The 24,107-nt window shown below is 41.4% G+C and carries 23 protein-coding genes and 1 tRNA gene; 12 read left to right on the plus strand and 12 right to left on the minus strand.

Going from position 1 to position 24,107, the window contains the following annotated elements; genetic code table 11:
* Nucleotides 1–6: 6 nt before the first annotated feature.
* The 3 genes from ABDD94_RS17210 to ABDD94_RS17220 all read right to left on the minus strand — a co-directional run bounded on the left by ABDD94_RS17210 (nucleotide 7) and on the right by ABDD94_RS17220 (nucleotide 6,122).
* Entirely contained in the window at nucleotides 7–129 is a 123-nt protein-coding gene (locus ABDD94_RS17210; RefSeq protein WP_345953282.1) for a hypothetical protein, read from the minus strand.
* A 154-nt stretch (nucleotides 130–283) separates the two neighbouring features.
* Nucleotides 284–4,456: a two-component regulator propeller domain-containing protein gene (locus ABDD94_RS17215; RefSeq protein WP_345953283.1), complete on the minus strand. Its 4,173-nt coding sequence runs from the start codon at nucleotides 4,454–4,456 to the stop codon at nucleotides 284–286.
* Between the two features lie 160 nt (nucleotides 4,457–4,616).
* Nucleotides 4,617–6,122 carry a hypothetical protein gene (locus ABDD94_RS17220; protein ID WP_345953284.1) on the minus strand — a complete coding sequence of 502 codons (1,506 nt, stop codon included), beginning with the start codon at nucleotides 6,120–6,122 and terminating at the stop codon, nucleotides 4,617–4,619.
* A gap of 132 nt (nucleotides 6,123–6,254) precedes the next feature.
* Between ABDD94_RS17220 and yiaA the strand changes: the two genes are divergently transcribed.
* Nucleotides 6,255–6,722, plus strand: coding sequence for an inner membrane protein YiaA (yiaA, locus tag ABDD94_RS17225; protein ID WP_345953285.1), 468 nt, complete (start codon nucleotides 6,255–6,257; stop codon nucleotides 6,720–6,722).
* 522 nt (nucleotides 6,723–7,244) lie between these two features.
* On the opposite strand, the gene ABDD94_RS17230 is transcribed toward yiaA, so the two are convergent.
* The 4 genes from ABDD94_RS17230 to ABDD94_RS17245 form a co-directional block, all read right to left on the minus strand.
* Nucleotides 7,245–7,817: a hypothetical protein gene (locus ABDD94_RS17230; RefSeq protein WP_345953286.1), complete on the minus strand. Its 573-nt coding sequence runs from the start codon at nucleotides 7,815–7,817 to the stop codon at nucleotides 7,245–7,247.
* Nucleotides 7,818–7,876: 59 nt separating this feature from the next.
* Entirely contained in the window at nucleotides 7,877–8,362 is a 486-nt protein-coding gene (locus ABDD94_RS17235; protein WP_345953287.1) for a hypothetical protein, read from the minus strand.
* A 150-nt stretch (nucleotides 8,363–8,512) separates the two neighbouring features.
* Nucleotides 8,513–8,585 (minus strand) — tRNA-Phe (locus ABDD94_RS17240).
* Between the two features lie 705 nt (nucleotides 8,586–9,290).
* Nucleotides 9,291–9,689: a hypothetical protein gene (locus tag ABDD94_RS17245; protein WP_345953288.1), complete on the minus strand. Its 399-nt coding sequence runs from the start codon at nucleotides 9,687–9,689 to the stop codon at nucleotides 9,291–9,293.
* Between the two features lie 134 nt (nucleotides 9,690–9,823).
* Between ABDD94_RS17245 and ABDD94_RS17250 the strand changes: the two genes are divergently transcribed.
* Entirely contained in the window at nucleotides 9,824–10,306 is a 483-nt protein-coding gene (locus ABDD94_RS17250; protein WP_345953289.1) for an ABC transporter ATPase, read from the plus strand.
* 118 nt (nucleotides 10,307–10,424) lie between these two features.
* On the opposite strand, the gene ABDD94_RS17255 is transcribed toward ABDD94_RS17250, so the two are convergent.
* Both ABDD94_RS17255 and ABDD94_RS17260 read right to left on the minus strand, forming a co-directional pair.
* Nucleotides 10,425–11,405 carry a type I phosphomannose isomerase catalytic subunit gene (locus ABDD94_RS17255; RefSeq protein WP_345953290.1) on the minus strand — a complete coding sequence of 327 codons (981 nt, stop codon included), beginning with the start codon at nucleotides 11,403–11,405 and terminating at the stop codon, nucleotides 10,425–10,427.
* A 216-nt stretch (nucleotides 11,406–11,621) separates the two neighbouring features.
* Nucleotides 11,622–12,851 (minus strand): NADP-dependent isocitrate dehydrogenase, encoded by a 1,230-nt coding sequence (locus ABDD94_RS17260; RefSeq protein WP_345953291.1) that lies wholly within the window; start codon nucleotides 12,849–12,851, stop codon nucleotides 11,622–11,624.
* A 156-nt stretch (nucleotides 12,852–13,007) separates the two neighbouring features.
* On the opposite strand from ABDD94_RS17260, the gene ABDD94_RS17265 reads away from it, so the two are divergent.
* The 3 genes from ABDD94_RS17265 to ABDD94_RS17275 all read left to right on the plus strand — a co-directional run bounded on the left by ABDD94_RS17265 (nucleotide 13,008) and on the right by ABDD94_RS17275 (nucleotide 14,894).
* Nucleotides 13,008–13,466 (plus strand): hypothetical protein, encoded by a 459-nt coding sequence (locus ABDD94_RS17265; protein WP_345953292.1) that lies wholly within the window; start codon nucleotides 13,008–13,010, stop codon nucleotides 13,464–13,466.
* Between the two features lie 2 nt (nucleotides 13,467–13,468).
* Nucleotides 13,469–14,167, plus strand: coding sequence for a hypothetical protein (locus tag ABDD94_RS17270; protein WP_345950848.1), 699 nt, complete (start codon nucleotides 13,469–13,471; stop codon nucleotides 14,165–14,167).
* A 232-nt stretch (nucleotides 14,168–14,399) separates the two neighbouring features.
* Nucleotides 14,400–14,894: a hypothetical protein gene (locus ABDD94_RS17275; RefSeq protein WP_345953293.1), complete on the plus strand. Its 495-nt coding sequence runs from the start codon at nucleotides 14,400–14,402 to the stop codon at nucleotides 14,892–14,894.
* A gap of 64 nt (nucleotides 14,895–14,958) precedes the next feature.
* Here ABDD94_RS17275 and ABDD94_RS17280 read toward each other — a convergent pair whose 3' ends face one another.
* The 3 genes from ABDD94_RS17280 to ABDD94_RS17290 form a co-directional block, all read right to left on the minus strand.
* Nucleotides 14,959–16,887, minus strand: a complete 1,929-nt coding sequence (locus ABDD94_RS17280; RefSeq protein WP_345953294.1) for a DNA polymerase III subunit gamma/tau — start codon at nucleotides 16,885–16,887, stop codon at nucleotides 14,959–14,961.
* A gap of 246 nt (nucleotides 16,888–17,133) precedes the next feature.
* Entirely contained in the window at nucleotides 17,134–17,754 is a 621-nt protein-coding gene (locus ABDD94_RS17285; protein WP_345953295.1) for a hypothetical protein, read from the minus strand.
* Nucleotides 17,755–17,871: 117 nt separating this feature from the next.
* Entirely contained in the window at nucleotides 17,872–18,831 is a 960-nt protein-coding gene (locus tag ABDD94_RS17290; RefSeq protein ID WP_345953296.1) for a kelch repeat-containing protein, read from the minus strand.
* Between the two features lie 181 nt (nucleotides 18,832–19,012).
* Here ABDD94_RS17290 and rpsF point away from each other — a divergent pair, with 181 nt between their 5' ends.
* The 7 genes from rpsF (at nucleotide 19,013) to ABDD94_RS17325 (ending at nucleotide 23,930) form a co-directional block, all read left to right on the plus strand.
* Nucleotides 19,013–19,375, plus strand: a complete 363-nt coding sequence (gene rpsF / locus ABDD94_RS17295) for a 30S ribosomal protein S6 (protein ID WP_345950843.1) — start codon at nucleotides 19,013–19,015, stop codon at nucleotides 19,373–19,375.
* A gap of 2 nt (nucleotides 19,376–19,377) precedes the next feature.
* Entirely contained in the window at nucleotides 19,378–19,641 is a 264-nt protein-coding gene (gene rpsR, locus ABDD94_RS17300) for a 30S ribosomal protein S18 (RefSeq protein ID WP_311952365.1), read from the plus strand.
* A 17-nt stretch (nucleotides 19,642–19,658) separates the two neighbouring features.
* Nucleotides 19,659–20,102 (plus strand): 50S ribosomal protein L9, encoded by a 444-nt coding sequence (rplI, locus tag ABDD94_RS17305; RefSeq protein WP_345950842.1) that lies wholly within the window; start codon nucleotides 19,659–19,661, stop codon nucleotides 20,100–20,102.
* A 104-nt stretch (nucleotides 20,103–20,206) separates the two neighbouring features.
* Entirely contained in the window at nucleotides 20,207–20,902 is a 696-nt protein-coding gene (gene mtgA, locus ABDD94_RS17310) for a monofunctional biosynthetic peptidoglycan transglycosylase (RefSeq protein WP_345953297.1), read from the plus strand.
* Between the two features lie 263 nt (nucleotides 20,903–21,165).
* The gene (locus ABDD94_RS17315; RefSeq protein ID WP_345953298.1) at nucleotides 21,166–21,927 is read left to right on the plus strand and encodes an ABC transporter ATP-binding protein; all 762 of its coding nucleotides are present in this window, start codon (nucleotides 21,166–21,168) and stop codon (nucleotides 21,925–21,927) included.
* Between the two features lie 93 nt (nucleotides 21,928–22,020).
* Nucleotides 22,021–23,166 (plus strand): ABC transporter permease, encoded by a 1,146-nt coding sequence (locus ABDD94_RS17320; RefSeq protein ID WP_345953299.1) that lies wholly within the window; start codon nucleotides 22,021–22,023, stop codon nucleotides 23,164–23,166.
* A 74-nt stretch (nucleotides 23,167–23,240) separates the two neighbouring features.
* Entirely contained in the window at nucleotides 23,241–23,930 is a 690-nt protein-coding gene (locus ABDD94_RS17325) for a DUF2490 domain-containing protein (RefSeq protein ID WP_345953300.1), read from the plus strand.
* Nucleotides 23,931–24,107: the final 177 nt, after the last annotated feature.

The raw sequence follows: 24,107 nt of genomic DNA on the forward strand, positions 1-24,107 counted from the left end.
TTTTGGTTAAGTGGTTTTTATGAATTTGCCAAAGGCTGATTGACCGGGCACACATGCCGGGTGCATAGGTAAGGCAGGCGTATACAACACGAAGTTGCCTTTGCCCTGGTGAAGGTAAAAGTCTCTCATCTCAAAAATTAGTTAAATTGGTTAGGCAAATATGTTGCGATTTTACATGGACAGGGGGCGTCAAATTTCCTTAAATAGGGGTAAAATCTTCGCCATAAAGCAAAAATCGGCTTATTTTAAACTTTACCGATACGGGTTTGCGAATTATAACGTGTTAGTTGGCAGCTTCGGGGGCATGCTTAGACAGGTACTCTGATGGCGACAAGTTGAATTGCTTTTTAAACTCTTTACTAAAGTACTTCCGGTCGTTAAAACCAACGGCAAAAGCTACCTCAGCAATTGAGAGTTTGTTTTCGTCAAAATACTGAGCGGCCTTCTTAAGGCGAATGAACTTTATAAAATCGGCCACAGAAAGATTGGTTAAAGCCTGTACTTTTTTGTAGAGTACATTTTTGCTCATGCCTATTTCATCAATCAGTTCCGCTACCCCAAAACCAGCATCATCCAAGTGCTTTTCAATAACACTCATGAGCCTGGCTAAAAACTTATCATCTGGGGATACGAGTGTTGTTTTTTGTGGCTGCAATAGCAACTCCCGGCTAAACCTTTGTCTTATAGCCTGCTTGGATGCCAAAATGTTGCTCACCTGTAACTGCAGCAGTTGCAAGCTGAAAGGTTTAGTAATATAGGCATCGGCGCCATGTTCAAAACCGCTTAACTGATGCACATAGTTTGCCCGGGCCGTAAGCATAATTACGGGAACATGATTCAACCGTTCATCGCTCTTTACCTGCCTGCAAAACTCTGTGCCATCCATTTCGGGCATCATCACATCAGTAATTATCAAATCGGGCAAATACTCAAGTGCAGTCGTCAACCCTTCAACTCCATGCATTGCTCCTATTACCCGGTATTGGCTTTCGAGCGATTCGGTTATAAACTTTCGTACTTCATCATTATCTTCTACCACTAAAATGGTATAAGCCCTTTCAACGGTTAAAGCATTACTGTGATTCTCGGTTATATTGTCAACTTCTGTATGTAAATAATATTGGGCTGCATCTTCACCGCTGGCATCATGTTCTATAATGGCACCAGCATTCAGGTGTTGCGTTCCTTTTTGAAGAGAAACAATAAACTCAGTTTCGCCCGCAGCAGTGGCAGTGGCCATTTTGCTGCGTACATCAATTTCTCCTTTATGTAACTCAACAATGTTTTTGGAAAGCGCCAAACCAATACCAGTTCCTATCGGATGATTTTGGCCATCCTCTACCTGGAAAAAGTTCTGAAAAAGGTTTTGCTGACCATTTTCTGGAATACCCCTGCCGTTATCTTTTACACTGATCTCAATCCAGCCCTCGTTTGCACTACTTTGCTGTATAGTTAAGGTAATACAGCCTCCGTTAGGTGTAAACTTAAAAGCGTTGGAAAGCAGGTTAAAGAATACCTTTTCTAACTGGTCTTTGTCGAAATAAATTTCTTGATGGTGATAGACCGAAGAAAATTTATAATTGATGTCTTTGCTAATGGCCAGGTTCTGAAACGAAAGGAAGATTTCTTCTACAAACTTTACAATATCGTTTTCGGCATAGTACATTTTTAGGTGGCCGGCTTCTGCCTTTCTAAAATCGAGTAACTCCGTAACTAAGCGCAGCAGGCGGTCAGCATTGTTTTTTACGGTACCAATCTGCCTGTAAAGGGTGAAGTTTTCCCGCGTGCTTTCCATTAGCTTTTCCAGCGGACCTAAAATGAGCGTTAGTGGTGTACGTATTTCGTGCGATATATTGGTAAAAAAGTTCAGTTTCAGTTGGTAAAGCTCCTGCTGCCGTTCGTTGTGCAGGTGTTCGTGATACAGATCCCGCTCCAGGCGAGCCTGTACTTTAAAAAACCTGATGATAACATACAGAACAAGGAAAAAGGTTATTGCATACAAAGCATAAGCCCACCAGGTGAGCCAAAACGGAGGCAATACTTTAATGTTAAGCACCGTTGGCTCATCGTTCCATAAACCATCGTTATTGGACGCTTTTACTTTAAACACATAATTGCCCGGATCTAAATTGGTGTAGCTGGCGCTATGCTGCGCACCCACGTAATGCCAATCATCGCTACTTTTTAATCCTTCAAGCTTATAGGCATACTGGTTATTTTCAGGATTATTAAAGTTTAATGCAGCAAAATCAAGCGTAATATAGCCCTGATTGTATTGAAGTGTAAGATTTCGCGTTTCCGTTATCGCTTCTTTTAAGGGTGAATCTTCGTCATTAATTGCCACCGGCTTATTTTTGATCGACAATCGGGTTAGCACCACCTGTGGTTTATGGCTATTTTTAAGCAAGCTTTGGGGATTGAAGATAGTTAGACCGTTAATGCCTCCAAAAAGCAGTTCGCCATTTTTAGTTTTGAGCCCCGAGTTGGTTAAAAACTGGTTGCTGGCAAGGCCATCATTGGCCGTGAACTGAGTGATGTGTGTATTACGGCTGGTAAAGGGAAATTGATGATTGCTGAAGCGTATTCTGAACAAGCCGTCGTCAGTACTTACCCATAGTTTACCTGTGTTATCTGCCACAATGGTGTGTATTACATCATCCGTAACACCCAACTTAGTGTTGACATTGTAAAACCGGCCCGATTTTTCATCAAAGCAATTGAGGCCTCCACCCTCCGTACCTACCCAAAGACGTTTTTTACTGTCATAAAACAGGCAGGTAACTGTATTATGGCTTATAGCGAAAGGTCCTTTTCTTTTATAGCAGGCTGTTATACGTTTTTGTGCCTTGTTATAATAGTTTAAACCACTTTGCGTCCCTATCCACAGGTTACCTTTTTCATCATACAGCAGTGCGGTAACAAAATTATCGCTTAGCGAGTGCTTGTCGCTTTCCTGGTGCGTAAGGGTTGTGTAAGAACCGTCGGGCTTTAAAAACTGCAAGCCTCCGCCGTTGGTGCCCGCCCAAACGCCATCTTTATCGGGCAAAACAGCATTAATCAGATTTTCACTTAATTTACCCTCATGAATGGCAAATTTAAAATAAGTAACGGCTTTAGTTTGCTTGTTAAATTTACAAAGACCATCCAGCGTACCAATCCACAAGTTGCCCTGCTTGTCTTGCGCCAAGCACTTTACACCGTTGCTAGAATTGCCCTGTCGTGTGTTTTTAACAGAGTAGTAAATGTGGCTGCCCGTTTCGCGGTTAACCAGGTTAAGGCCACCCCCATAAGTGCCAATCCACAACTTATGGCCAGTATCCTCTAATATGGCATTTACCACCGGGTGGTTTAGGCCGGCCTCGTTACCTACCCGTTCGCCGATGTTGGTAAAATTGTTATTTCCGGGATAGGATATGTTGATCCCACCAGCAAAAGTACCTATCCAGACTCCGCCCGCATTATCCTGCAAAAAACTCCAGATTGTGTGGTCGTTCAGGCTACTTGCATTGGCCGGGTCGTGTGTGTAATTATCAAATTTTTCACTTTCGGGGTGGAAAATGCTTAAGCCACGACGGGTACCCACCCAAATGGTATTATCATTACGTATCAATAAAGCTTTAATCCAGTCGGACTGCAGTGATCTAGCGTTTTGATCATCATGCTTGTATTGATGACAGTTGCCCGTAGCAGGATTGTAAACAAACAGGCCCGATGTTTCTGTACCAAACCAAATGTTGTTTTGCCTGTCCTGCCTGATCACCAGAACCTTGGATTGAGATAGCTCTGTGTTGTTAGCCAAACATGGTGGAAGGGGAACTATTGCTTTGATTTGGGGATTGAATCGCTTAACTCCCTGGCGTGTACCTATCCAGATGACGGATGACCTGTCCTGAAAAAGTGTAAAGGTAATGCCACTATTGATGTCTGAATGGCCATCACCTTTAAAAGCCGCAACGTCTTCGATTTTTAAAGTTGCGGTATCTACCTGTTTTACACCACCAAAAGTTGCTATCCAAATATTACGGTTATGATCCTGAATAACAGACGAGATATAATTGCGCCCGCCTTTGATGTTCAGGATACCTATATGCTTGAATTTTTCAGTCTTAGGATCATAAATATTCAGCCCGTTTGAGGTAGCAACCCAAAGCCGTTTTTTTTTATCCTGGCAAATAGCATTTACCCGGTTATTACTTAAACTTTCGGGGTTATTCTCCTGATGCTTAAAAGTGGTAAATTCATAGCCATTATAACGGGTTAAGCCTTTCCAGTTACCAATCCAAACAAAGTTTCTATCGTCCTGAAACAATGTTGCTACAGGACTTTGTATAAGCCCTTCCTTGAAAGACAAATGATTAAACCTCAGTGGCTGTTGAGCTAAGGTGGCAGCAAACTGAAATAAAAAGAAAATAACAAGTATATAGAAAGTATGCTTTCGCTGCATAAATCCGCTCATACTTTAGCTTTAACAATTGGTTCAGGTAAATATAATTAAATTTCTAAAATAACGGCTAATTTAGCGCTATCCTGCTCAATGGATAGCCATGTAGTAAAGATTAGATGCAGACCGGATTATTTTGAGAACAGGGAGATTGAAAGAGGAAGAGTACCCGCACTTATTCTTGTAACTGGCTATCATCCTGAATTAGTTGCAACACCACTTGATATGCATTTTTCTTCTTACACTGTGCTATTAACCAACTGATAAAGCTTAAAATAAAAATGTCGCTATTGCCGGTCTCGCCTTGAAGGTTCAATACCTTTTTTTGATAAGATGTTTCAAAAACAACGTCGGGATTTAACAGGTATCTCTCCACCAAACTTAAAAACATCAGCACACGCTCTTCAGATGTTTTAAGCAAGTACTTTCTGTATCTGCGGCGAAAGCTGGCTAAGCGGGACATAGCAAGCTCAATGTTAGAGAATTGTGCTTGTACCAAAATTTCCATCAGGTTCTTGCGGATGGCCCAAAGCATGCCCATCTTCTTCTCATACCAGGCGTCTGTACGTGTTAGCAGCATTAACTGCTTCAAGCTTTCGCGGTTGTTATAGAGGGCTAAAAACATAGCCAGGCATATTCGTATATCCTCAATGTCCTCGGGTTTAGACGAAGGTTTGGAAACCGATAATGATTCCCGCAATAAGACTACTGCCCGATCAGCAAAACCGGTAAAGAATAGGTTGAGGGCTGAGAGCAACTGATAACGCAAATAAAACACTGCATGATAACGAATATCCAAAGTCATCAAGTCCATCATTTCCTTTAGTATAGCCGTACTCTTTCCGAAATCCTTTTGTCGTAAATGGAAATTTGATAGAAAGTACAAAATGGAGATATGGTAAAAGAGATAGGCTTTCTTTTGGTTAGCCTGCCTTTGTATAAACTGATTAGTCCGGTCGATGTAGCGTTCTATTAACCCATAATTATGCTGTATAGCGGCGTATTCATTAGCAATAAAAAGGATTTGGTAAACGGACTTGTAAGTCATCAGATCCTGCACCGAAATTTTGTATTTCCGGATAGTAGTCAGCATTAAGGTATTCAGATTAACAACCTTCCCTCCCAAGTGTATCTGCTGCAATTCATGCCTTAAAAAGGCATAGGCCATGTTGAGTTTGGCCTCGCGTTGCATATCTGATTGATTGTGCAGGAAGCGTGCCGTTAAACCTTCAAAATCTTCGGCTTCCGGTAAGTGCGCATATTGCAGCTTTAATAGCAGAAGCTCATTCAACAAGTTAAACTGCTCTAAGTGCTCAGCCAGCCGTTCTGCCTTATCCAAACATTTGAAACCCACCTTCACCACATCGTTTTCTAACAGGAAACGCCCTACCACCACGAGTCGTAGCGCGTCATAAGTGTCCGATTGATTGCTTTCGAAGGCTTTTTGCGACAAGAACACGAGCAGGCTATCCTGCAGCCTTTTACGTAAAGCGTGGTAGGCGTCCTTGTTTTTTTCTGGATGATAGAGTTGGTCTAACCTGCTGATATCGTCAGTTTCTATCAAATCCAGTAGTTGCAAATTCTTTACATCGTTCCGTTTGTTTTTGCGCTTTAAAAACTGCCTGAAAAGCTTTTTATCGTTAGTATCGAGCAAACTGATTAACGCTGAAAGTGGATCCATGAGGATGCAATAATACTTATAAAGCTAATATTATCATAGAATATATCGTCAGTAAACAGCAAAATCTGAGTTTATAAGTGCTGTTTTATAGCGCACATTTGCTTCCATATTAATCATTAAAACAAAAACAACATGGAACCGCTACAACACAAAACAGACGAAAATTCAACTTTCACAAAACTTACTGAGAACGGTAGAAACCCGTTCAAACCAACTGCCGCGTTTATAGGTGCCTCCTGGTTTGCCTTGTTATCCGGAACAGTAGCCTATTGCATTGGCTTATGGAATGCCAGTATGCAGCTGAACGAAAAAGGCTATTACTTTACCATTTTATTGTTTGGCCTATTCGCCGTAATCTCCGTGCAAAAGAGTGTAAGGGACCGGGCCGAAGGACTTGCAGTGACCGACTTATACTACGGCCTGAGCTGGTTTGCCACCATAGCTTCAATGATTCTGTTAACGATTGGCTTATGGAATGCTGGCATCGCCAGAAGTGAGAAAGGCTTTTACGCAATGGCTTTCTGCCTCAGCATATTTTCGGCCATTGCTGTACAAAAGAATACCCGCGACGCAAAGTTTATTGGAGATAAAGAACTGTAACGTAGCGGTTACTTCCCCGCAGTGCCTTGCCTTGCAAGCCTGCGGGGTTTTTTGTGTACCCTAATTTCTTAAATTACTCAGCCGACTTCAACCCTTTATTTAAATATCTGAAAAGTTTATTGCTCCCAAACTCACGAGCACCAATAGTTAACGTTAAGTAAACATGATAAATGGAGTTACAATTAAGTTGGTAGCGCCAATGGGAATTGTATATTCATTTAAAAGACATTCGTTCTTAACCATCCGAATATGGATCTGAGCCATTTAGTACCTGCAAAAGTAAAACGCTTTGGCAGACATCCTTTAAGGTACTACAACTATAGAGAAGCTTTGATCAATTTCAAGCAAGTCTGAAACAAAGACCCTGTAAATCAGCTTTACAGGGTTTTAATCTTAGTTGATACTCGTTTTGGTGGCGATTTTACAAATCTCGAACCATTTTCTATTTGATTTGCAATTATTAGCGAATTTAGACTTTTTAAATTTTTTGTTAAGAAAGTGTCATGGTAATAACCAACACCCTTACTTGGTAATTCCAATAAATTCTTCGTTTTCCCACAAATTTTGAAGTTCCGGGTATCGTTTGGCATCCATTTTAATCTGCGGCTCTAACTCAAAGGCTTTGTTCAACAATTGCAAACATTCTGCAGTTCTATTCTCAAGGTTTGACATAATTGCCATTCGATAGTAGTTCCAAGAGAACGGCTGTATTTTATTTAAGTTTTCAAACACCTCAAACGCAGATTGACGGTCACCTATACCCTTTAAATAAAGTCCTTTGCAGTATCCTAACTGGTATTGCGCCTCGGGCTTTATTTGTTGTTTAAACAACTCAAACTCCTTTAAGGCATCTTGTTTAGTTAAATTGCTAAATGTATCAAGCAATAATTGAATTACAATTCCTTCAGAATAGTAGTTGGCGAATAATCTTTTTAGTGAATTTAACGCGTTTGTTAAATCGCCTTCCTTCAAATAAAATTGAATGATGTAAATAAGTGCGTTCGGACTATCAGGATCATAAATAAGTATGGTTTTGACAGTATCAATAAATTTCGCTTCACCCGACTGGCTGATATCTTCAAAAAGCAAATCCATTTTATTTTCCAGTACCTTTACGTTCCCAGGCTCTAAGACAAGAGCTTTATCATAAAATTCTATGGCTTTTTTATTATCGCCTTTCTTGGCATCAATGAGCCTTTGTTGGCATAGGCCAAAGTTGCCTTATCATCTAACTCAAGTGCCTTATCAAGCAATTCAAGTGCGTTGTCGAGATTTCCTTGCTCTAATTGATAAGCGCCGTAACCTATGTATCTGTCGACTTGGCCGGCATCTACCTTGCCTTTCACGTCCTCGTCGTCTGGGTCTATCTTAATGTCAATAATTTCACCCGAATCTACTTTCTCCTGGAAATCAGTGACCATTGTGGCATTAAAACTTTTAAGCTTCTCAATCAACTCAGCAATCTGTACGTTGCTCAGTCCTTGGTTGAAAAGTTCTATTGTTACTGCTTCATAGCTCTGTTTTTTTTGGAAATATACGGTTTGGGCATATGCTAACATTTCTGTTTGATACTGTTTACTGTAAAATAACTGATTGTCAACAGCCGGTTTTTTCTTCTTAAAAAGGTCGAAAATCCCCATAGTAAGTACTTTTAAGTTAGTGATAAGAAAGCTTTAAGATAAATAATATTTGCACTTGTATTACACAAAGTATCCGTGCTGTGCTATGGTTATTACAACAACCTGTAAACAAAAACCCTCTCAGATTTCTCTGAGAGGGTTTCTATTTTGTGGTATCAGCTGGAATCGAACCAGCGACACAAGGATTTTCAGTCCTTTGCTCTACCAACTGAGCTATGATACCGTCGTTTTGGGACTGCAAATGTAGCTTGTTTTTTGATTTATGAAAATTTATTTTGAAAATATTTTCACTTTTTCTCCTGCCAAATCTCAATCAGCGGCTTAATTAATTGACTTCAAGACGAATAAGGTAATTATTTTTTTTCGAGAGCCTGTAGTAAATATATCAGGAGATAGATACTTTTAAAAAAACAGCTCTATCCTACCTGCCCAAACTCAAATTATGCTTAAAGGCATGGTGCATTCGTTATCGGGTTATCGGCCTACTATGTTAGTGCTGCTTTATGTCACAAGCAATGACTATGCGCAAACCTCTCACCGGGGCCAGGTCTATAATCTTGTCAGTACCTTTGATAGCCATGCATCAGCAGGAAATTGAAAAATGTATTTACATATCGACAAGCGGGTTTATGTGATGGCGATACGCTTTGGTTTAAAGCTTCTATTTTGATGTAGCTTTCTTAAGCGCTTCTGCTAAAAGCGGCATTATATATATCGAGCTGGCTAATGATTGTAACGGTTCGGTGAAACGTATTATTCGCTCTACCGTGCATTGGAAGCTTGTACTAGCAACTCATCAAAGATGGCAAGGCTACGGTTTCAATCTTCACCGCCAATAATCCTGGCATGTAAACAGTTTCATGGAGGGATCGGATATGGACAAAAATTGGGCACTAAGAACGCTAAGCTAACCGTGGTTAAACAAGAACTACTTTGCGCCCGTTGGTATCTTCAAAAAATTCAACGCAGTGTACAAACTATCCAACCGTTCGGCTTCCATATTTTTGACAGGAATTATCAGCGTGGTGGTCATAGAGTCTACATTGCCTTTAGGGTCATTATAGGTTTGTACAATAATATCGTCGGTTTGGGTTTTTATGCGGAGTATGCCGCGGGTGGTGGTACCCAGGTAATCCATGTCTTTGAAGCGGCGCAAGCTAACGGAATAATATTCCTGCTTACCGTTTTGATAAACTTTCTTGAAGCGTAAAAAGTCATCATGCGTTAAATTAAGCTCCCACCTGCGCAGTTTTATCTCGTCAGATGGGTCATAAGCCTCGAACAGGCATTTATTGCCCCAGGTAAGGGTTTGAAACCTATCGAGCATTGTAGTGAAGCTAAGCGCCGCTCCTGCCAAGGCAATAAGCCCTCCTACGAATAGCCCCCTATATGTTCGAAAACCTGATTTCAGCATGACAACAATACCCTCATCCCGAAGTTACAAAAATGATAACTTTGTATATGCAATTTTCTCAAAATTCAAGAGTGTGGATCTACCAATCAAACAAAGAGTTGACGAATGATCAAACTCAGCAACTACAACAACAGCTTCAGGAATTTACCCAAGCCTGGACCGCTCATAACAACCAGCTTAAAGCAGGTGCGCAAGTTAAATACAACCGTTTCATTATATTAGTAGTTGATGAAAGCCAGGCTGGTGCCAGCGGCTGTTCTATTGATAAGTCGGTGCGTTTTTTGAAAGAGTTAGAAGAACAGTTTCAAATTAACCTGTTCGACCGCTTTAACCTGGCCTATCGTAATGGCGGGAACATCTTTTCGGTTCCGCGTAATGAGTTTGAGGAACTGATTAAAGCTGGCGAAATAACTGCAGATACCGTTGTATTCAACAACCTGGTACAAAACATAGCTGAGTTGCAAACCAAATGGGAAGTGCCGCTAAAGGATAGCTGGCATGTGCAGTTGTTTGGTCAGTTACTGGCATAGTAAGGAAGTTTTCAAATCTGTGATCTCGAACGATAGGGAGAAATCTTTTCATATTGACAAGGCTGTTGCATGAAAAGATTTCTCGCATACGCTCGAAATAAGAGTTCTGGTTGTATGATTAAGCTATATAGCTTTCTAATATTTTAAATCTGGTTGAGGTAGTTAGCTCAACCTCGTTCACACTGTTAGGCAACAAAATACTATCACCCATCTTTACTGAATAGGTCTCGCCGTTGTATTTAATCTCGTAGCTACCTTCCAGGCAAACATGTATAACAAAGGAATCTAATGAGGAATAATCCTTGCTCACCCCTTCGGTATAATCGAGCACATTAGTTGTAAAATACGGGCAGCTTACCAGGTGTACGGCCTCATTCTGTTTAGGCTGGTATTGGGTTTTATATTCAGGATACTTTTTGTAATCAATTGCCGCTAAAGCTTCTTCGGTATGCAACTCGCGTTTTTGGCCTTTATCATCTACACGGTCAAAATCATAGATGCGGTAGGTAATGTCTGATGTTTGCTGTATTTCGGCAATCAGTAGGCCTTTTCCGATGGTGTGTACCCGGCCTGCAGGTAAAAAGAATACATCGCCCGCCTGTACATCCTCGCGGTTAAGTATATCGGTAAGGTGACCGCTGTTCAACTTGTCTACATAAACCTGCTCATTCACTTCCTGGTTAAAGCCGGCAATGAGGCTCGAACCTGGATCGGCTTCAATCACATACCACATTTCGGTTTTACCAAATGAGTTATGGCGTTTTTTGGCTAATTCATCATCAGGGTGTACCTGTATAGAAAGATCATCATTGGCATCAATAAACTTTACCAGCAACGGAAAAATGTTACCAAAACGCGCGTAAACCGCCTTGCCTACCAATTCATCCTTATACTGCTCCAATAAATCGGCTAAAGATTGCCCTTCAAGCGCGCCACCGTTTACAACTGACACATCAGACTTTACGCCCGATATTTCCCAGGTTTCTCCGCAGTTAGGCAGGTCGCCAAAGTCTTTATGCAGGTAAGTTCTGATTTTTTGGCCGCCCCAAATTTTATCTTTATAAATGGTTTTGAATTTTAAAGGATAAAGTACCGACATGATAAGCTACTGATTAAATACTAAGTTGATAAATAAAAATTGTTCAAATTTAGTTTTTTAAACCTTATGTTATAAAACTACTTGCACTCAACTTGTTGTTGGTGTACAACACCTGTGTTTAAGATGCTCTCAACATGAACAATACATTCTATAAACAGCGATGCCCTACTTATGGGGAAGTAGAGCATCGCTTGTTTATGTAAAAACTAATTAGGCTTACTTACCCAACTTAGCTTTCAGGTTTTCGTTGATAGCCTCTAAAAACTCTTCGGTGTACAGGTAATCGGTACCATGCTCAACTTTAGGTTTTACTGTTATGGCCAAATCTTTAGTCATTTTGCCACTTTCAACAGTTTCAATACAAACCTGCTCTAAAATGTGGCAAAAATCAATCAGCTCCTGGTTGTTATCCAGTTTACCACGGAACTCCAAACCGCGGGTCCAGGCAAAGATAGAAGCAATAGGGTTGGTTGATGTAGGGCGGCCGGCTTGGTGCTCGCGGTAGTGACGGGTAACGGTACCGTGTGCAGCTTCAGCTTCCATTACAGTACCATCGGGTGTAACCAGTGTAGAGGTCATTAAACCTAATGAACCAAAACCTTGTGCTACGGTGTCAGACTGAACGTCGCCGTCGTAGTTCTTACAAGCCCAAACAAAGTTACCGTTCCATTTAAGGGCAGATGCAACCATGTCATCAATTAAACGGTGCTCGTACACAATACCTGCTTCGTCAAATTTAGCTTTGTAATCGTTTTGATAGATCTCTTCAAAGATATCTTTGAAACGACCGTCGTATTTTTTAAGGATGGTGTTTTTGGTTGACAGGTATAAAGGCCAGCCTTTCATCAACGCCTGGTTAAAACAAGCATGTGCAAAACCACGGATAGACTCATCGGTATTATACATAGCCAGGGCAACGCCATCGCTCTTAAAGTTAAACACCTCGAACGATTGCTCTTCGCTACCATCCTCAGGAGTGAAAGTGATGGTTAATTTACCTTTACCTTTAGTAACAAAATCGGTAGCACGGTACTGATCGCCAAAAGCATGACGGCCAATGCAGATAGGCGCTGTCCAGTTTGGAACCAAACGCGGAACGTTGCTCATTACAATTGGCTCACGGAAAACTGTACCGTCCAAAATATTACGGATAGTACCGTTTGGTGATTTCCACATTTGTTTCAGGCCAAACTCTTTTACGCGGGCTTCGTCTGGCGTAATAGTAGCACATTTGATACCTACACCATATTGTCTGATAGCGTTAGCCGCATCAATGGTAACCTGGTCGTTAGTTTCATCGCGGTACTCAATACCTAAATCGTAATATTTAACATCCAGATCAAGGTAAGGGAATATCAATTTGTCCTTGATAAATTGCCAGATGATGCGGGTCATCTCATCGCCATCCAGTTCAACTACCGGATTTTCTACTTTAATTTTTGACATATCGGGTTTGTTGTAGTTGTATTTAATTTTAAAAACGCCCAAATATATACATTTTGCCTATAGCCGAATTTATTTTATAACTTAAACTTTTGTTTAATCGTAACAAGGAAAAATTGGTGGCCGATAAATAAAACACTAATTTTAAAGGCGAAAGACATGACGAAAAAGATTTACGGCGTTTTATTACTGGTAACTATACTATTTGCCAGTGGTTGCAAAACGGATCCGGCTGTTGTTCCGGATAGTTTGCAAAACCTTAAACTACTGGGCAAGTGGTTTTTAACTGATTTTGAGATCACCACCCAGGTTGATGCAGATGCTCCTACCACGGTTAACTTAACCGATTTTACTGATAAGGATTATTTTGAATTTAAAACCGACAACCAGGCTACCTACTCATCTACCTTATACGGAAGAGTGTTTGAAGGCTATTATTCTGCCAACTCCTCAACCACCCCGCAAACCCTAAGTTTTAAAAGCGCAAATTTGCTGTTGAAATACCAAGTGGAAAGTATAGACACGCTGCAGTTTGTTATTTATGAAACTACTACCAGCACTGTTGGGGGCGTAACCACAACCATAACTAATCGTTACACCTACAGCCGGATACCATAATAATGAAAAAGCTATTTTTAACAATAGGTATCTGCCTTTCCTTCCTTTTCGCAAAGGCGCAGTTAGGTTATAATTATGCCCAATATGATTTAGGGTTTGCTGCAGCGCTCAATTATGCATATACCGATGCCGAAACGGTTAAGGGAACACCTGCTGCACACATAAATTTCACCTACAACCATACTCCATTCTTAAATTACATTGCTGAGGTGCAAATTGGTAAACTGGCAGGCGGCGATTCGCTCAATACGCTATCGGGCCGGCAGTTTAAAAACAATTATACAGCGGTAACTTTTAGGGCGCAAATACAAGCTGGCGAGTTGATGGATTACAACAACAAGCCATTTTTTAACGCATTAAAAAACGTTTATGCGAGTGCCGGCTTGGGTGTTATTTATAACAACATAACTGAAATTAACCGCAGTTCGCTATACATACCCGATTTTACATCCACCGGCCGCAATACCAGCAGTGAACTCATGATACCGCTAAAACTAGGTTACGAGCTAAAAATATTTAATAGTTATAACGAGCCTACCATTAAAGTGGACTTTGGCTGGCAAGCTAATTACGTATTAGGCGACCAACTTGACGGCATAAAGGCGGGTACCCGTAAAGACCTGTACAGCCAGTTTGTACTGGGCTTTAAATTTGCAGTTGGCGGTTTCACCTCCTACCGCAAGCCGCTTACATTAAGGTAAATAGTTCCTCCTAAAAAATTAATCTTCTTAACACCTACCTGTCATCTCGACCAATAGTGGAGAGGTCTTTTCATACTGGTTTCGTTCATCGCTTTGAAAAGATTTTTTGCTTACGCTCGGGAATGACGGTGTGGTTGATGATGATGCGTCAAGAGCTTTCGTCTTAATATTTCAAACCGTTTAAAACTTTGACAGGATGTTTAATGTTCATCTATATACAAAGTTTAAACCTATGAAAAACGACGATACCTTCTATCCTGGTTTTAATGATGAGAACCTGGACAGAGATAAGAAAATGAAAGATGATCTGGATGGCGAAACATCATCACACGATTTGAAATACGACCCGGAAACTGACAGTTACGAAATTGCTGTGGAAAACGATGATCCGGATTATGATCCGCCTCAATTATTTGATACGGCAGCGCCCGGAGGCAGTGATTTCGACTCAAGTTATGACGAGGCTAATCCTTATGACACCAAAGGGGAATATGACAAGAACCGCTCACTCGAAACAGATGTTGATGGTTTAGGAATGCATATTGACAGCGGTGAGATTGTGGAGCTTGACCCAATTGACGAATCGCTTGCCCGCACACCTGAGGATGACCGCGATGACCTGGACGAAGAAGGTTATCCAAAAAACGATGCTGACTTAAGTGGAGGCGATTCAAAATCTGACTCCGACGTTAGTGCCGAGGATGAAGATAACGAATATTTGAAATAGTAATCTTATCCTGTCAGCCTGAACAAAGCAGTTCATACTGACAGGAATATATCAAAAAGCGGTTTTAATCTAACTCCAGATTAAACCGCTTTTTTAATTCCATCAACTGGGAGTTTTTGGCTGCCATGTGCTGAAACTTTTCCATTGCGGTATAAGGCTTCTTTACTACCGTTTGTTCATCTATACGCGTAGTTACTTCAATGTCAAAGTTACGCAACGTGGTGCGTAAGTGATTCATCAAGCCTGGTTTCTCATCCCTGAAAACGTTCTCCTGCGTACGGTTACTTACGGCAATTTCGAATTGATAAGGTTTGTGCATTACCGGTGCATTGGCGGTAAGTATGGTAACCAGCGTCGCTTTACCATCTGCTTTAACCTTGGCTGCGTAATCATGCCAGCACTTCAAGAAAGCATCTGTTGTAAAATCCTCTTTATCGGTACCGTACAGGTAAGGGTCTTCCTCTTCTTCAACCACAAGCGTACCGCCTCCTCCCCCTTTTAGCGACGGGCTTAGCGATGGTGTAGCTAATAAAGATGCAACAAGCGGCTTTACCATGCCCGGATTTTCGGCCACGGTTGGTGCTGGTTTCTTAACCTCCGGTTGTGGCGATGCAGACGGCAGCGCCTCGGTATGTTTTGCTATGGGCTGTGCCTGTAACGATGGTGTTGCCGAAAGTTGCGGTGTAGCCTGGAGCGATGGAGTTGCCTGCTGATAAGCCGGTTTAGGCTCATTTACCACCGGCACTGCAGGTGGTGCCACCACAACCTTATCAGCTTTTGGGACCTCTATCGAAATAGCATTTGCCGGCTTTGGCACCTCGGCTACGCCTGCATTAGAGTTTTTTTTTAAGACCTCACCCTGTGGTGAAGTTTGTGTAGATACACTTGCAGCGGCAAACACCGAGGGCAAATGACATATTTTTAACAAGGCCAGCTCCACTTGCAAGCGCTGGTTTTTACTCAGCCGATAGTTTAAATCGCACTGATTAGCAATATTCATGGCCGATAGCAGGAACGATGCAGATGCTCTTTGAGACTGCTGCAGGTATTTTTGGCGTATGCCTTCGCTTACCTCAAGCAGCTTAAGTGTGGGTGCATCCTTAGCCACAAGCAGGTTGCGTAAATGCCCTGATAAGCCAGTTATGAAATGACTGCCATCAAATCCGTTAGATAAGATCTCGTCAAACAGCAGCAAGGTATTGGTTGTATCTTCGCCCAACAAACTATCGGTTACATTAAAATAGTAATCGTAGTCGAGTATGTTAAGGTTATCTATTACCGAACGGTAAGTAACCTGACCGCCCGAGAAACTTACAATCTGATCGAACATGGACAAGGCATCGCGCAAGCCGCCATCGGCCTTTTGGGCAATGATGTGCAGCCCATCGGGCTCATAGCTTATGCTTTCCTTTTGGGCAATAGAGGCCAGGTGATTGGCCATGTCCTCTACCCGTATACGGTTAAAATCAAAAATCTGGCAACGCGAAAGTATGGTTGGCAGTATCTTATGCTTCTCAGTAGTAGCCAGGATGAAGATGGCATAATTGGGCGGCTCTTCCAGCGTTTTCAGGAACGCGTTGAACGCGGCCTGTGAAAGCATGTGCACCTCATCAATTATGTAAACCTTGTAACGGCCGGCTTGTGGTGGTATCCGTACCTGCTCAATCAGGCTGCGTATATCATCAACCGAGTTGTTAGATGCAGCATCCAGCTCGTGCACATTAAAAGAGTTTCCGTTCTGAAATGCGCGGCAGGAATCACATTGACTGCAGGCTTCGCCATTAGGCTGAAGGTTAGTGCAGTTAATGGTTTTAGCCAGTATACGCGCACATGTTGTTTTACCCACCCCACGTGGCCCGCAGAATAAAAATGCCTGCGCCAGCTGATTGTTTTTAATCGCATTTTTTAGCGTATTGGTCACATGTTGCTGACCTACAACGCTTTCAAAAGTAGCCGGGCGGTATTTACGAGCCGAAACAATAAAATTATCCACAGCCACTAAGTTAGGCAAATTTGCTGAAATGCTCAAGGCAGAAAATCATTCAACTGTCTTAAAACTTAACCTCAACTTTACATGCAATTGTTAAATTAGTGGCCTGCACTTTCAACCTTTATACAAGTACTTATCACAGTTTACCTGCATTATTGTAATGGTTATTTAAGGGCACAAGCAAGTTGCTGTGCCCTTAAATACAATGCCTTTACTCCTAAGCTTAGCTGTGATGTGCCGAATGGGTTGTTACAAAATATCGACTGCGGTGATTTCTTTTACCTTATAATAGCCTTTTGCCTGCGGCAGGTATACTTCAATCTCCTTCCAGTTAATTTTAACCTTTTTACCGGCGTATAAAGCTGGACGATTAGACAAATTTTCTGAACCGGCAAACTGCCGCAACCATAAAAACGTGCGCTCTTTGCTATCGGCATCCAGCAAAACTATATAATTGAACCCCTTGTTCTCCATACGCTTAAAGGTGCCGGTGGTGCTTCCTGAGGTATTATTGGCAGCACTTTCATCCTGCTTATTTGAAATTACAGAGAGCTTAATAAAATTGCTGCAATTCTGCTTTAGTAGATTTTTGCCAATATCGGTTCCAATCTGGCTCATAGCATCGTCATTGGTAAATTCAATTTTGCGCTCTTCGGCAATTTCCATAAGTATGGATGTATACTTGGTAAAACAATCCATAATAGCCGCGTTGGCAGCTTCAGTTGTTTTTATTGAACTAACATTTACTTGATTTACACAATTGCATATACTGTCGGTCAGTTTCTTTTCGGCCGGGCCGGGCTTGGTTTGTGCTTTAAGTGTAGTAATAGCAGTAAAAGCCATAATAAGCAACAAAGATATTTTTTGCATGACAAGTGTTAGTTTGCTGCAAATATAGAGTTATCGGTACATGTACATAGTCTTTAGCATATGCTATAGGTAGCAAAACTTTGTTTACAATTTTTAATACAGCTACTTAAAAATTTCTCACTGAATGTCAGCAGCCTGCACTTTGATAACTCCCGGATCAATTACTGAGCTACTACCGCCATATACCCATAGCTTATGGCCAACAATTCCCGAGCTGGCAAAACGCCTTCCGGCCATATTGCTTTTCAATTTAATGAACTGACCACTATCGGTATTGTAATACCCAATAAAATCGGGGTCGCCGTATGATCCAATAACATAAACGTTTTTGCCGGTTGACGCTATGCCCGTAGCCGACACCCGGTTGGGTAGCTTACCTGCACGCTTCCAAGTATCAGTCTTAATATCGTAAGCATAAACTTCATCAAAAATGAACTTATTGTAGGGATTATAACCACCAAAAGTATAAAGCACGCCGTCTATCACTGTACCGGCTGTTTGCGCAGTAAAAGGCATGTCCTTTAAACGTTTAAACTTCTCGGTAGCTACATCAAACTCATACAACCTGCTCGAACCATAGCCGTTATCACTACCACCAAACAAATAGATCTTGTTATCCCAAACGGCCAGCGCACAGTTTATTTGCGGGTTAGGATTTTCTGTTTTTAAAATACTTACCTCTCCAGTTTGTGTATCAAGAGTCTCAACATTGAAAAATAAGCCGTTCGAAAATACCTTCATACCCCCCATAATATATATTTTGTGTACTGATGGCACATAAACGGAGGCCGCATTAATTTTAGGTATTAACTTGTCAGTTATTTGCCGCCATTTTTTGGTGGCCGGGTCAAACCGCAGAGCTTTTGGCGATATACGCTTATTATACAACATACCGTTTAAACTGTACAAATACTGCCCATCATTAGCGTATGATGAGTATATAACCCGTTCGGGCATGTCTGCAAAATCTGTAAAGTTTAATGCCGCACCTCCCGGCGTACTTTGTGCATGCGCACCAAAGCGCACTAACATTAAAACCAGAACCATACAGGTAAGGCTGCGGTAAGCTCTTTTCATATAATATTTAGACTTTAAACCACTAAAAAAGTTTACTACCAAATTAGTAAAACACAGGCAACTTCATGCCAAGCATACACAAGCTCAATTAATTATCCGAATCAGGCTTGCATTTTACTATAAATATTTCTACATTTGCGTCCCCGTTTTGCACGGGTAATTAATTAACAAAACGTATAAAATGCAACAGTACGAAACCGTAATCATTCTAACCCCGTTGTTATCGGATGAGGCTGCTAAAGAGGTAATTGCCAAATTTAGCAAGCTTTTAACTGATAACGGAGCCGAAATTGTTCAAGAGGACAATTGGGGTTTGAGAAAACTAGCGTACCCGATTCAAAAAAAATCGACCGGGTACTACCACCTCACCGAATTCCGCGCTCCGGGTGAATTAATCAATAAACTGGAGGTTGAATTCCGTCGTGATGAGCGTGTAATGCGTTTCTTAACTATTGCTTTGGATAAAAATGCCATTGCTTACAATGAGAAAAAACGCAGCGGTGCTTTCAACAAAAAACCTAAAACAGAGGAGGCAGCAGCTTAATTATGGCAAACGATCAAATTCAATACGTTACCGCTCCTAAAGTGGACGATAACCGCAAAAAATACTGCCGTTTCAAAAAGAACGGTATCAAGTACATTGACTATAAAGACGCTAACTTTTTATTAAAGTTCATTAACGATCAGGGTAAAGTATTACCACGTCGCTTAACTGGTACTTCATTGAAATTTCAGCGTAAAGTGGCCCAGGCTGTTAAACGTGCCCGTCACATTGGTTTATTACCTTACGTTACTGACTCGTTAAAATAATATAGGAGGTTAACAAAATGGACATTATTTTAAAACAAGACGTTAAAAACCTCGGCGAGAAAGACGAAGTGGTTAAAGTTAAAGCCGGTTACGGTCGTAACTTTTTAATCCCAAAAGGTTTTGGTATCCTGGCTACCGAATCAGCACGCAAAGTTTTAGCTGAAAACTTGAAACAAGCTCAGTTTAAACAAGACAAAATCCGTAAGGATGCTGATGAAGTTGCTGCACGTTTAGAAGGCGTTAAATTAACTATCGGTGCTAAAGCCGGTGAAAGCGGTAAAATCTTTGGAGCTATCAACACTATCCAGGTTGCTGATGCCCTTAAAAAACAAGGTTTTGAGGTTGACCGTCGTCGCATTACTTTTAACGAGGATCCTAAATTTGTTGGTGAGTACACCGCAATCTTAAACCTGCACAAAGAGGTTAAAGTTCAGGTACCTTTCGAAGTAGTAGCTGAGTAATTTTGATTTCAGCATCCGGAATGTCAATTTCGGATTTGAGAACATTATAATATTGAAAAGGTGTTTAGTTTAGGCTAAACACCTTTTTTATTTACTTTTATGGCATGATTAAAAGAGGCATTGGCAAGCTGATCTGGCGCTTTGTTAGGCTGTTTGTTATCGCATTTATAGGCATTTCGTTTTTATGGGTACTGCTGTACCGCTTTGTCAATCCGCCGGTAACCTGGCTCATGATGAGCAGGGGCTTTGAACGCAAAGCTGCCGGAAAGACCTGGAAAATTGACAAAGAATGGAAAGACTTTGACGAAATTTCCATAAACATGAAGAAAGCTGCTATAGCCGGCGAGGATCAGTCTTTTCTGGAACATAATGGCTTTGATTTTAAAGCCATTGAACGAGCAATCGCCAAGAACCAAAAGAGTAAAAAGGTTATTGGTGGCAGTACTATTTCTCAGCAAACGGCCAAAAACGTCTTTTTATGGTCAGGCCGTTCTTACATCCGTAAGGCATTCGAAGCATATTTTACCATGCTTATGGAATTGTTGTGGAGCAAACAACGCATTATGGAGGTGTACTTGAATGTTATTGAAATGGGCGATGGCATTTATGGTGCTGAGGCCGCAGCACAAAACTATTTCCATAAACCTGCAGCTAATCTTACCCGGCGCGAAGCGGCGGCTATTGCGGCTATCTTTCCCAGTCCGTTAAAAAGATCGGCTACCAATCCTACCCGTTTTATCAGGCACCGTCGCTATCTCATCATGAAAAACATGCGCAGGTTAGGTCCGCTTGATTTTTAATGTTGTTGTCTTTTATTTTCGGAATTTAAAGAATTGCTATCATGAACAATTGTGAGAGCTCTTGCCTGATACATATCTTGCTCCGGTATAACGCCTCTCATAATTGTTTTAGAAGACCAAACATCCTTCTCTTCTGCTTAATTGATTACCAAACTTCATCAGGCATAAAAATCTACAACTTCTATCCCACCATTCGCCCCTTAAATTCTGCCATTCACCGAAAATAGTTTCCTATGCCACGTCTTGAACCTTACTTTTAGGGCATGGCAACACAACCTATCATTTCAGTTAACAATCTGGTAAAGCAGTACGCTGATTTTACAGCCGTTAAGGGCATTAGCTTTGAAGTATACGAAGGCGAGATCTTTGGTCTGCTGGGCCCCAATGGCGCAGGCAAAACCACTACGCTCGAAATTATTGAAACGCTTCGCTCCAAAACATCCGGCGAGGTAAGCGTTGATGGTTTTTCGATCGATAAGCAAGCCAACCAAATTAAACAGCGCATTGGCGTTCAGCTACAAGCGGCAGGATATTACCCAGGCCTCAATTTAACCGAACTGCTGGAGCTATTTGCAGGTCTGTATGGCAACCACATTAACCCCATGGATATGCTGGCTAAAGTTGCCCTGACTGATAAGGCGAAAGCCAAGTACAAAGACCTTTCGGGCGGACAAAAACAGCGTTTTTCTATTGCCACCACCCTAATTAACAACCCCCGCATTATTTTTTTGGATGAGCCTACAACCGGCCTCGATCCGCAGGCACGCCGCAATCTGTGGGAACTTATTCGTGAAATACGCAATGCCAGAACCACAGTAGTAATTACTACCCACTACATGGACGAAGCTGAGGAGCTTTGTGACCGGGTAGCCTTTATTGATGGTGGCCGTGTAATAGGCATTAACACCCCCGACAGCTTTATTGATGAATTGGTAGCCACCGGTTTTGAACGCAAGAAAACTGTTAAGCAAGCTAACCTGGAAGATGTGTTCATTAACCTTACGGGAAAGGAATGGAGGGAGTAATTGAATTGCTTGTCAGCTTACCGCTATCAGCTTTTCCCTACTCTTACAATCCATTAAAACAAATAAACCACCGAACAAATCAACCCTAATCACATGAACAATTATAGTAATACCCGTGCAACGTTAGCCATAACTAAAGCCAGTTTACGATCTATATTCCGCAGTCCATCGGCTGTAGTTTTCAGCCTGCTGTTTCCGCTTATTTTTATTGTCATCTTCGCTAATGTGGGTGGCGGGGCAGTAAGTGTGGATGTAGGCGTTGCAAAAGGCTGTGATACCACTAATTTCGTTTATCTCGCTTTAAAGCAAAGCAAAATCATTAACCTTATACATAACCAGGATGAGGCTAATATGCTTAAAAATCTAAAAAAAGGCAGTATAGATGCCGTAATTAACATCAAGGTAAATGGTTCCTTCACTATATACCCGCCGCTCTCTGCCTTGCCACAAGCACCAATAGCAGCAAACCGATCACCTTTTGAGGTTAGCACACAGTACAGTGCTGCATCGCCCGATAAAGTCAACATTCTTAAGTCGGTATTAAACAGTACTATTTATCAAATTAATACGTTTGCGCTTAGTGGCATGCCTAAAATAGTTAAACTGCAAGAAACTGTTGTAAAAGGCCGCGAGTACAAGTACATCGACTTTATTCTACCCGGTCAGCTTGGCTTCTCCTTGCTTAACATCGGTGTATTCGGCACCGCCTTTGTGTTCCTGAGCCTGCGCCAAACACTGGTTATAAAACGCTTTTTTGCTACACCTGTACAAAGGTATAGCATTGTGCTGGGTGAGATGCTTGCCCGGGTGGCTTTTGCTTTACTCGGCGCAATTGTAATTATTGGCATAGGCCATTACGCGTTTGGCTTTACGCTGGTACACGGTGCCGTCACTGTTTTAAATATGTTGTTGCTCGCTTTTATTGGACTGGTCATATTTATGGGTTTTGGCTTTATCATATCAGGCTTGGCCAAAAACGAAACAAGTGTGCCGCCGCTTTCAAACATTATTACACTACCGCAATTTCTATTATCAGGCACGTTCTTCTCCACTTCTGCATTTCCAACATGGCTGCAACCTGTTAGCAATGCATTGCCCCTAACCCACTTAAACAACGCAATGCGTAAAATAGCGTTTGAAGGCGCCGGTTTAGGAGACGTTACACACCAGTTGCTTATACTATTTATATGGGGAATAGTCATCTATGCAGTAGCTGTAAAATCTTTCAAATGGGAATAACAATAAATTAACATAAAGTTTAAACTACCCTTATATTTGTGTGCTTGTTAATATTAGCTTAACAAGCGCGCTTTATGTTAAGACAGATATTCATTACTTTAATAGTCATAATTACAGCGGTTAAAACCTATGGACAGGGAACTAATCATGGGTTAGGCAGTTGGAATATCATAACAATTAATCTTCCGGGTAATACCAAACACCGGATTGGCGGCTATTTTGAAGCTCAAAACCGTAACTACGGGGTTGTGAGCAACTTTTATTACCATGAGGAGAAACTGGGCGTAAGCTATAATTTAGACGATAACAGCTTTTTTTTAATAGGCGGAGGCCGCTATACCACCTATGGCTTTGATGCAGTAGATGAAGGTCCATCAGCCACCGAAAACCGCTTATGGGAGCAATTTACTTACAACCACTACATAAGCCGCATCAAAATGGAACATCGCTACCGTATTGAGCAGCGCTGGGTAAATTCCGCATATCGCAACCGATTCCGTTACCGGCTCAACGTTTTTATACCTATCAATAAACCGGCGCTTGATCCACATACATTCTTTGCAGCCGCTTTTGGCGAAGTTTTTTTTAACAACAACCAACCTAATTTAGAAAGGAACCGCTTTACTCCCTCGCTCGGATATAAATTTAGTAAAGAATTCTCGTTTCAGGCTGGCTACATCAATCAGCGTGATTATGATTTAGCTTCAAGCGCTGATAAGAATTACCTTATCTTAACTGCCACTTATAACATACTGCGCAAGTAGTCAGGAACAAGATGCCCCGTTAAAACGTTATTTTTATTTATTTGCAAGGCTACGCAGGTAGCATACTAAGTTATTGTAAACAAAACACTAAGTATTCAATTTTTACACTTTGAATATCATTTTTTGCCCTTATCTTAGCGCGCAAATAATTGTATACCCATACACTTACCAAAAAAT

It is taken from the genome of Mucilaginibacter sp. PAMB04168, from assembly GCF_039634365.2.
GTDB lineage: Bacteria > Bacteroidota > Bacteroidia > Sphingobacteriales > Sphingobacteriaceae > Mucilaginibacter.